The organism is Sodalis sp. (in: enterobacteria) (assembly GCF_047607725.1).
In the GTDB taxonomy this organism is placed as follows: domain Bacteria; phylum Pseudomonadota; class Gammaproteobacteria; order Enterobacterales; family Enterobacteriaceae; genus JBLKSS01.
In genome coordinates this window covers 1-9,100 of record NZ_JBLKSS010000166.1, presented here as the reverse complement: position 1 = coordinate 9,100, position 9,100 = coordinate 1, and the positions used below count along the sequence as shown (strand labels likewise).

Sequence of the window (9,100 nt, the reverse complement as noted above, 5' to 3'; positions counted from 1 at the left end):
GAACCTCACCATCCCTGCTGAATAACTGTCAATACGGCGCGGGGCGTACGCTTACAGAGAGTCTAACTTTTTATCCATACAATTGTCGCATCTTCAACTCAAAGACATCATAGTAGCTTAATCCTAAGTAGGAGACATCTTTGATAGATTTATAGCCATCTCTTATTAGAGTGTATCTTCATTTCATCATGACTTACGAAAAAAGCGTGGTTATGTTCGTATATCATGTCCAGTCAGGGTGTTTCTTTAGCCTGTGTTAAAAAAGTGACATGAGTACAGTAGTTAGTATCAAATAAGTTGCTTTTGTGTNTTTTTTTGAGCGTATCAAAAATTTTGCCTTTCAGTATCAAATGATTTGCCGCGCAATAACCCGCTCCGCCCAAGCGTCCGGCGGTGCGGGTAATCGCCGCGCCGGCGAGGAACCAGCCGGAGAGGGTCAGCAGACCGATGCTGGCCAGCAACGTGACGATAGCGAGTGCAACGCCAAGGGCAAGCTGGCCGCCGTGGCAGCGGTAGAGGGTCAAATAGGGCAGTAAGGCGCGCATGATTACAGCTCCTGTGCTCGGGAAGCAATCAAATCGGCCAGCGGCCCGTCCGTCGCTGGCGGCCAGGTCGGCATAGCGGCCCTGTTGCGCGATAATGCCGCCGGCCATCACCCATACGGCGTCGAAATCCGCGATGGCTTGATGCGTGACCAGCAGCGTGATCTGGCGGCGCGGGGCGCTGATCAGCGCGCGCCAGGGCGACACGCTGCGCCTGGCCCACGGACAGACGACCGGCGTCTTCGCCGACGGCGCTGTCCAGGCCGTCCGGCAGCGACGGACTCTGACTGACCCAGCTTAACCGTTCACGCCACAGGCGCGGCGATAGCGCCCGCAGCTCGCGGCCGTTGGCCTGCAGCGATCCGCGGTAGGGCAAGAACCCCAGCAGCACGCCGAGCAGGGAGCTCTTGCCCGCGCCGCTGGCGCCAACGATAGCCACCCGCTGGCCCGCCGCGACGGAAAAATTCAGCGGTCCTGCGAGTTCGCTTCCGTCCGGCGCCAGAACCCACAGATCGCGGGCGAGTAAACTGACCGGCCCCGCGGCAGGCGTTTCCTGGCCGGCGCCCTGGCTTGCATCGTCGTGTTCCAAAAAGGAGACCAGCGATTCCGCCGCGCCCACCGCCTGGGCTTTAGCGTGATAAAAGGTGCCCAAATCGCGCAGCGGCTGAAAAAATTCCGGCGCCAGGATCAACACCAAAAAGCCGGCGAACAGTGTGACGCCGGTGCCGTAACTGCCGAAATGCAGTTCCCCCAGGTAGGAGAAGCCGAAATAAACCGCCGCGACGGCGATGGAGATCGAGGCGAAGAATTCCAATACGCCGGACGACAGAAACGCCAGCCGTAAGACTTCCATGGTGCGTTGACGGAAGGCCACGGTGGCGCGGCGGATATCCTCCGTTTCCGCTTCGGCGCGAAAGAACAGCCGCAGGGTTTCCAGCCCGCGCAGCCGGTCGAGGAAATAACCCGACAGGCGCGCTAGCGCCAGAAAATTACGCCGGTTGGCGTCAGCGGCGCCCATGCCGCCCAGCGCCATGAACAGTGGAATCAGCGGGGCGGTTAAAAACAGAATCAGCCCCGCGGCCCAATTGATGGGAAATACCACGGTGAGGATCATCAACGGCACCAGTACCGACAGCGACATTTGTGGTAAATAGCGGGCGTAATAGTCGTGCATATCCTCGATCTGCTCAAGCAGCATGCTGCTCCAGCTACCGGCGGGTTTGCCGCGGATCCAGGCCGGCCCCAGCCGCTCGAGACGGTCCAGGACCTGAGCGCGTATTTGGCGGCGCCGCACGCTGCCGGCGATAAAACCCACCCGCTCACGGCCGTAGTTGACCGCAGCGCGCAGCGCGAATAACGCCGCCAGAAGGGCAAAATGGCCGGTCAGGCTGGGGCGCGGGGTATTGTCCATGATCAATACCGGCAGCAAGGCGGCCAGCGCCCAGGCCTGGGCAACGATAATCAAGGTGCTCAGTAGGCCGAGCAACATGGAAAGGCGCAACCAGCGGTTTACCCGCTGACTTTGCGACCTGAGCCAGCGTACCAGGATTTGTTGTCGATTCTTATTCATTGAACGTCAGTTTCCAGCCGGAGCGGCAAGCGGTTAACATTGGAAATCCCATGCCGGGAAGTGAGACCGGAATGACCTGTAGTTTGCCGGTGCGCCGACATCTTACCCTGTTGCGCGCGAGGTGAAAATCATTGCCGGCGAATTACCGCCCATAGGACCGTCAAGCGGCGCCGCGTTCGGCGGGCAGAGGTATTGACCGCCAGGATAAGCTTAGGGGCCACCTAAGGTTCCGACGGCGCGCGTGCGGAGCGGCGTACGCCGGCCGCGAGGACGGGCGCCAGGGCCGGCTTATTGCGCCTTGGCGTGTTCAATGCACAGGGGTGGGCTCGGTAAGCATGAACGCGGGCCGTCGGCGGCCGAGAGCGGGCGCGCCCATCCGTCAAGGCAAAAGGCAAAGAGAAGGCGGCCATCGGATGCGCCACCCGCCTAGCCGCGCCCAGGCGTTGCGGCGTCAGAGAGAGCCGGCCTGCGCCAGTCCGTCGAGATAACGTTCGGCGTCCAGCGCCGCCATACAGCCGGTCCCTGCGGAGGTAATCGCCTGGCGGTAGTTATGGTCCATGACGTCGCCGGCCGCGAACACGCCCGGAATCGAGGTGGCGGTCGTGTTGCCGTTAATCCCGGACTGCACACGCAGGTAACCGTTCTGCAGCGCCAGCTGCGAGCCGAAAATGGCGGTATTGGGGCTATGGCCGATAGCGATAAACACCCCGGCGACCGCCAAATCTTCATGGGCATTGCCGGCCACTTCTTTGAGCCGCACGCCGGTGACACCCATCTCGTCGCCCAACACCTCTTCCAACGTCCGATTAGTATGCAGGACGATATTGCCGTTATTGACTTTATCCATCAGCCGGTCGATAAGGATTTTTTCCGAACGGAAGGTGTCGCGGCGGTGGATTAAATGCACTTCCTCGGCGATATTGGCCAGATACAGTGCTTCCTCCACGGCGGTATTGCCGCCGCCGACCACCGCCACTTTCTGGTTGCGGTAAAAAAAGCCATCGCAGGTGGCGCAGGCGGACACCCCTTTCCCTTTATAGGCTTCCTCGGACGGCAGGCCCAAATACCGCGCGAAGGCGCCGGTGGCGATAATAAGCGCATCGCAGGTGTATTCGCCGCTATCGCCGACCAGGCGGAACGGGCGGTTCTGCAGATCCACCTGGCTAATGTGGTCGAAAATGATTTCTGTGTTGAATTTTGTGGCGTGGGCGTACATGCGCTCCATCAGCAGAGGCCCGGTCAACCCTTCGGGGTCGCCCGGCCAGTTTTCCACCTCGGTGGTGGTCGTCAGCTGTCCGCCTTGCTCCATACCGGTGATTAAAACCGGATTCAGATTGGCACGCGCGGCATAGACCGCGGCGGTATAGCCCGCCGGCCCTGAACCCAATATGAGTAGTTTACTGTGTTTCACCGTAGACATGTTTTCCTCATTGTCATCGCCTCAATAACCAGGGCATTGTAAGAAAATTACCAGAGTTAAAAAAGGATGCAAAAAGTAGTTAACGATTTTTCCAATTAATTGCGGCTATCGATGCCGCCAGCAGGGCATAATCGGGGAAAAAACCCCGCTAAACCCGCCCCGAGGCGAAGGTTGTCGCTAACAACTGGTATGTTGTTCTGATTTTTAACGTTTTACTTTGACAATCGGCTGCGCTTTTGCGGAAACATCTAGGCTGGCAAATAAACAGGCCGAGGCTGGCCACCCGGGCTGGGCGGCAGAGTGGGTTTGCGGTGCCGCGCGCGCGATATGCCGTTACAGCGCGTCACGCGCTCCCTGATGCCGTGTAGTATGTTGACAGACAGGTTCTAAATGGTTCCATAAAAGGTTGACCTTAAAAAAAACTGATAACAGGTCCTTAGACAACCCCTGACACAATGAAGTTAGTAAGGGTATGCAAGTACAGGGAAGGAATTGAGAGAGACACTAATGATGGTAGACAATAAAAAGCGCCCGAGGAAAGATCTTGATCGTATCGACCGCAATATCCTGAACGAGCTGCAAAAAGACGGACGGATTTCCAATGTCGAGTTATCGAAGCGGGTCGGGTTATGCCCACACCCCCTGTCTGGAACGCGTGCGCCGCCTGGAGCGCCAGGGTTTCATCCAGGACTATACCGCGCTGTTGAACCCGCACTATCTGGATGCGTCGTTACTGGTGTTTGTTGAGATTACCCTCAACCGCGGCGTGCCGGATATGTCCGCCTATCGTAAACTGCTTGGCGAGACACTGCGGCGCCTGCCCGGCGTGAACGACACCCGAACCTATTGTGGTCATGGAAGAAGTGAAACAGAGTAATCGTCTAGTCATAAAGACGCGTTAAGGAGCATTCCAGGTGCAAATACGGTTTGTTTTGGTTACACTCCTGTGAATTCATACAGTCCCAGCGCCGGACAGCACCTCGGCGCTGTTATTATATCGGTTAACAGGAACCTGGAGAGCCTTTCTTGAGCCAGGAATATGCAGAAGATAAAGACATCGCCCTCAAAAAACTCAGCAGCGGCCGCCGGCTACTGGAGGCTGTGCTGGTTATTGTGGGTATTTTTGCGTTTTATTTGATGGTGACGCTGGTCAGTTTCAGCCCCTCCGATCCGAGTTGGTCCCAGACCGCCTGGCATGGCCCGATACACAATCTGGGCGGCGGGGTACGGTCGTGGTTTGCCGATACCCTGTTTTTCACCTTCGGCGTGCTGGCCTATGCGCTGCCGCCCATCATGCTGTTTTTTTGCTGGAGCGCCTTCGCCCAGCGCGACAGACGTGACTATGTGGATTTATTCGGCCTGTCACGGCGGCTTATCGGCAGCCTGGCGCTGCTACTCACCTCTTGCGGCCTGGCCGCGCTTAACGTGGACGATCTCTACTATTTCGCCTCCGGCGGCGTTATCGGCAGCCTGCTGAGCAACGCGATTCTGCCGTGGTTCAACGGCATCGGCGCCACCCTCGCGCTGTTGTGCGTCTGGGCGTCGGGGCTAACCCTGTTCACCGGCTGGTCGTGGCTTACCATCGCCGAGAAAATCGGCGCAGTGGTGCTGGGCTGTCTGACTCTTGTCTCCAACCGCAGCCGGCGCGACGACGACGACCCGCAGCTGCGTCCCTACGCGGCGCAGGAAACGAACCCAGATCCGCTGCTGCGGCCATCGGTCGCAGCGCGCCTGAGCGAGGCGGCACAGGGCGGCCTCGGCATGGCCGGGACGCAGCCTGCCGGGCCAGCCGTCGCCGCTAATCCCCAGGGCGGGCAGCGCGGCGATTACCCGCCGTCGGCGCACGCCAGCGCCGGCAACGGCGCTCCCCAGGGATTGGCAGGCGCGTTGGGGGCGAGCGCCATGTCGCCGGCCGATCCTCACGCTTTGGCCGCGGAGGACGACGGGCCGCCTATGGGCGACTGGCAACGGGATCTGGATGCGCCCCACACCCCTTATGACTTCACCGTAGCGCAGCAAAACAGCGGTGCGCTGGCGGCCGGCGGCGCGGGGCAAAGCGGCGCGGCGCTGACCTTCATACCGGCTTTTTCCGCCAGCGGCAATGACTACAATCCGCATGTGAAACAGAGCATCGGGCCGGAAGTGCCGCGCCCGAAACCGGTGCGCATCCCGACGCGACGTGAACTCGCCTCGTACGGGATCAAGATCCCCTCTCAGCAGCTACCGCCGCTGGAGGAACGACAGGAGGGTAGCCAGGACGGGTTCGCGCCGGCTGCCGGCGTCGACGACCGCCCGACGGCGGCGCAGTACCCTGACGCGCCATTAGCCGACGCCGCGCCGAGGCCGACGTTCGCCTCCCCGGACGAAGAAGCGGCCTGGGATGAGCAGCAGCGTCTGGCGGAAGATTTTGCCCATCAGCAGATGCAGCGCTATCCCGACGCCGCCCCAGCGGCGCACGACGACGGCGCTTCGCCGCTATCGACGGCGGCCGGCAACGACCGCCGCCATGAGGCAGGTTTTGCGCCGGCGGCCGGAATGGATCGCCGTCATGATGCGTGTTTTGCGGCGCAGGACGCGCGGTTTACGCCGTCCCCCCACGATGGCCGCGGGCAATCCGCCGCTTATCCGAGTGATGACGACAGCTGGCCGGACGACGCCGCCCCCTGGCACGACGATGACGTGGCGCCGCCGCAGGACAACCCCTTTGGCCAGCCCGCGCCGCAGACGCCGGCCATGGACAGTCTGATTCATCCGTTCCTGATGCGTCAGGAGCAACCGCGGCAAAAACCGTCCACGCCGCTGCCAACCATGGATCTTCTGACTCCGCCGCCGCGTGAGGAAGAGCCGGTAGACATGTTCGCACTTGAGCAGACGGCGCGTCTGGTGGAAGCCCGGCTGGCCGATTATCGCGTCAAGGCGGAAGTCGTGGGCATTTCGCCGGGGCCGGTCATTACCCGTTTCGAGCTGGATCTTGCCCCCGGGGTGAAAGCGGCGCGTATTTCCAATCTGTCGCGCGATCTGGCGCGATCGTTGTCGGCGATGGCGGTGCGGGTGGTGGAAGTGATCCCCGGTAAACCCTACGTCGGCCTGGAATTGCCCAACAAACGTCGCCAAACGGTCTATCTGCGCGAAGTGCTGGATTGCGAGAAATTCCGCGACACCGCCTCGCCGCTGGCGCTGATGCTCGGCAAGGACATTGGCGGCCAGCCGGTGATTGCCGATCTGGGCAAAATGCCGCATCTGCTGGTGGCGGGGACCACCGGCTCCGGGAAATCGGTGGGGGTCAACGCCATGATCCTCAGCATCCTGTATAAGGCGACGCCAAAAGAGGTGTGCTTTATCATGATCGACCCGAAAATGCTGGAGCTGTCGGTGTATGAAGGCATCCCCCATCTGCTGACCGAAGTGGTCACCGATATGAAGGACGCCGCCAACGCGCTGCGCTGGTGCGTGGGCGAAATGGAACGGCGCTATAAGCTGATGTCTGCCCTCGGCGTGCGCAACCTGGCGAGCTACAATGAGCGTATTGAACAGGCGGCCGCCATGGGCAGGCCGGTGCCTGATCCCTTCTGGAAACCGGGCGACGGCATGGCGGAAACGCCGCCGGTGCTGGAGAAGCTGCCCTATATCGTGGTGATGGTGGATGAATTCGCCGATCTGATGATGGCGGGCGGCAAGAAGGTGGAAGAGCTGATTGCCCGCCTGGCGCAGAAGGCGCGCGCCGCCGGAATTCATCTGGTACTGGCGACGCAGCGGCCGTCGGTGGACGTTATCACCGGCCTTATCAAGGCCAACATCCCGACGCGCATCGCCTTTACCGTTTCAAGCAAAATCGATTCCCGCACCATTCTCGACCAGACCGGCGCGGAGTCGCTGCTGGGCATGGGGGATATGCTCTACCTGGCCCCCAACTCCTCGCTGCCGGTGCGCGTCCATGGCGCCTTTGTCCGCGATGAAGAGGTGCATGAGGTGGTCAACGACTGGAAAGCCCGCGGACGGCCGCAATATATCGACAGCATCACCAGCGCCAGTGATGAGGGCGGCGGCGGCCTGGACGGCGACGAAGAGCTGGATCCGCTGTTCGACCAGGCGGTGGCTTTCGTTATCGACAAGCGCCGGGCGTCGATTTCCGGCGTGCAGCGCCAGTTCCGCATCGGCTATAACCGCGCCGCGCGCATCGTCGAGCAAATGGAATTGCAGGGCATTGTCAGCTCACCCGGGCACAACGGCAACCGCGAAGTGCTGTCCCCGCCGTCACAGGAGTAAGCCCCACGCGGGGCGCGCGTGCAAAGATGCGTAAACCGGGACGTTTCAGAGGATATTCCTATGGCGTCCCACCCGTCTTCCGATAAAGTTAACGCTGTCGCCGCGCCTCGAAAGGGAGCGCGCGGGTTCACTCTTTCAAGGAATGCCCATAATGAAAAAACGGTTGATGACCGCTTGTCTGTTTGCCGCCGTGCTGGCGGCCCCGGCTTTTGCCGACGATGCCGATGTCCTGCAAAGCCGCCTGAATCAGGTCAATAGTTTCCACGCCAGCTTCACCCAGCGGGTGACCGGCGCCGAAGACGGCGCGGTCCAGGAAGGTGAAGGGGAACTGTGGGTGAAACGGCCAAATCTGTTTAACTGGCATATGACCGCGCCGGATGAAAGCGTGCTGGTTTCCGACGGCAAAACCCTGTGGTTCTATAATCCTTTTGTTGAACAAGCGACCGCCAACTGGCTGAAAAACGCCCCCGGCAATACGCCGTTCATGCTGATAACCCGCAACAGCGCCGCCGATTGGCGTCAGTACAACGTGAAGCAGCAGGGCGACAGCTTCTCGCTGGTGCCGAAATCCGATAACGGTAATTTAAAGCAGTTTACGATTAAAGTGACCGCCAACGGCACTATTGAAGGTTTCACCGCCGTGGAGCAGGATGGCCAGCGCAGTGCTTATGCGCTGAAAAGCCAAAAGAACGGCCCGGTGGAGGATGCCAAATTCCACTTTACGCTGCCGAAAGGCGTGACGCTGGACGACCAGCGCCAGTGAGGTAACTATGGGTAACCTGTCCCTGGACTTTTCCCAAAACGCATTCCAACCGCTGGCAGTACGCATGCGCCCGTCGACGCTTGAGGAGTATATCGGTCAGAGCCACCTGCTGGCGGCGGACAAACCGCTGCCGCGGGCGATCAAAAACGGCCAGCTCCATTCGATGATTTTGTGGGGACCACCGGGGACCGGCAAAACGACCCTGGCGGAACTCATTGCCCGCTATGGCCAGGCCGACGTGGAGCGCCTGTCGGCGGTGACCTCCGATATCAAGGAGATCCGCGAGACCATCGAGCGGGCGCGGCGCAATCGCGATGCCGGGTGGCGCACCATCCTGTTTGTCGATGAGGTGCACCGCTTCAATAAAGGCCAGCAGGACACCTTTTTGCCGCATATTGAAGGTAAGCGCCCCGTGGAGGACGTCTTGAATTATTGGTGGGTTTGTTGTATGAGACAGTAAACCTACGTTGCACGCTTATGCTCATTGTATTTTCACATTGTATTGATTTTAATAACTTTTATTTCCATCCCGGTTTGAG

At 60.2% G+C, this 9,100-nt stretch carries 3 protein-coding genes and 4 pseudogenes; 4 read left to right on the top strand and 3 right to left on the bottom strand.

Annotated features, from left to right (window positions below):
• Positions 1-383: 383 nt before the first annotated feature.
• The 3 genes and pseudogenes from ACMX3H_RS14605 to trxB form a co-directional block, all read right to left on the bottom strand.
• Positions 384-545: pseudogene (locus ACMX3H_RS14605) on the bottom strand (hypothetical protein); the annotation flags it as partial.
• A 39-nt stretch (positions 546-584) separates the two neighbouring features.
• Positions 585-2,112: pseudogene (gene cydD, locus ACMX3H_RS14600) on the bottom strand (heme ABC transporter permease/ATP-binding protein CydD); the annotation flags it as partial.
• A 451-nt stretch (positions 2,113-2,563) separates the two neighbouring features.
• Complete coding sequence (gene trxB, locus ACMX3H_RS14595) at positions 2,564-3,532, bottom strand: thioredoxin-disulfide reductase (protein WP_415211359.1); 969 nt, start codon at positions 3,530-3,532, stop codon at positions 2,564-2,566.
• Positions 3,533-4,042: 510 nt separating this feature from the next.
• Between trxB and ACMX3H_RS14590 the strand changes: the two are divergent.
• The 4 genes and pseudogenes from ACMX3H_RS14590 to ACMX3H_RS14575 all read left to right on the top strand — a co-directional run.
• Positions 4,043-4,434 (top strand): annotated as a pseudogene (locus ACMX3H_RS14590) (winged helix-turn-helix transcriptional regulator).
• 124 nt (positions 4,435-4,558) lie between these two features.
• On the top strand, positions 4,559-7,798 hold the full coding sequence (locus ACMX3H_RS14585; protein ID WP_415211358.1) for a DNA translocase FtsK 4TM domain-containing protein: 3,240 nt from the start codon (positions 4,559-4,561) through the stop codon (positions 7,796-7,798).
• Positions 7,799-7,949: 151 nt separating this feature from the next.
• Positions 7,950-8,561: an outer membrane lipoprotein chaperone LolA gene (gene lolA, locus ACMX3H_RS14580; protein ID WP_415211357.1), complete on the top strand. Its 612-nt coding sequence runs from the start codon at positions 7,950-7,952 to the stop codon at positions 8,559-8,561.
• Between the two features lie 7 nt (positions 8,562-8,568).
• A pseudogene (locus tag ACMX3H_RS14575) lies at positions 8,569-8,961 on the top strand (AAA family ATPase); the annotation flags it as partial.
• Between the last annotated feature and the right edge of the window lie 139 nt (positions 8,962-9,100).

Coding starts and splice junctions, on each gene's coding strand:
- trxB (WP_415211359.1), bottom strand. CDS start 3,532: ATGTCTACGGTGAAACACAGTAAACTACTCATATTGGGTTCAGGGCCG.
- lolA (WP_415211357.1), top strand. CDS start 7,950: ATGAAAAAACGGTTGATGACCGCTTGTCTGTTTGCCGCCGTGCTGGCG.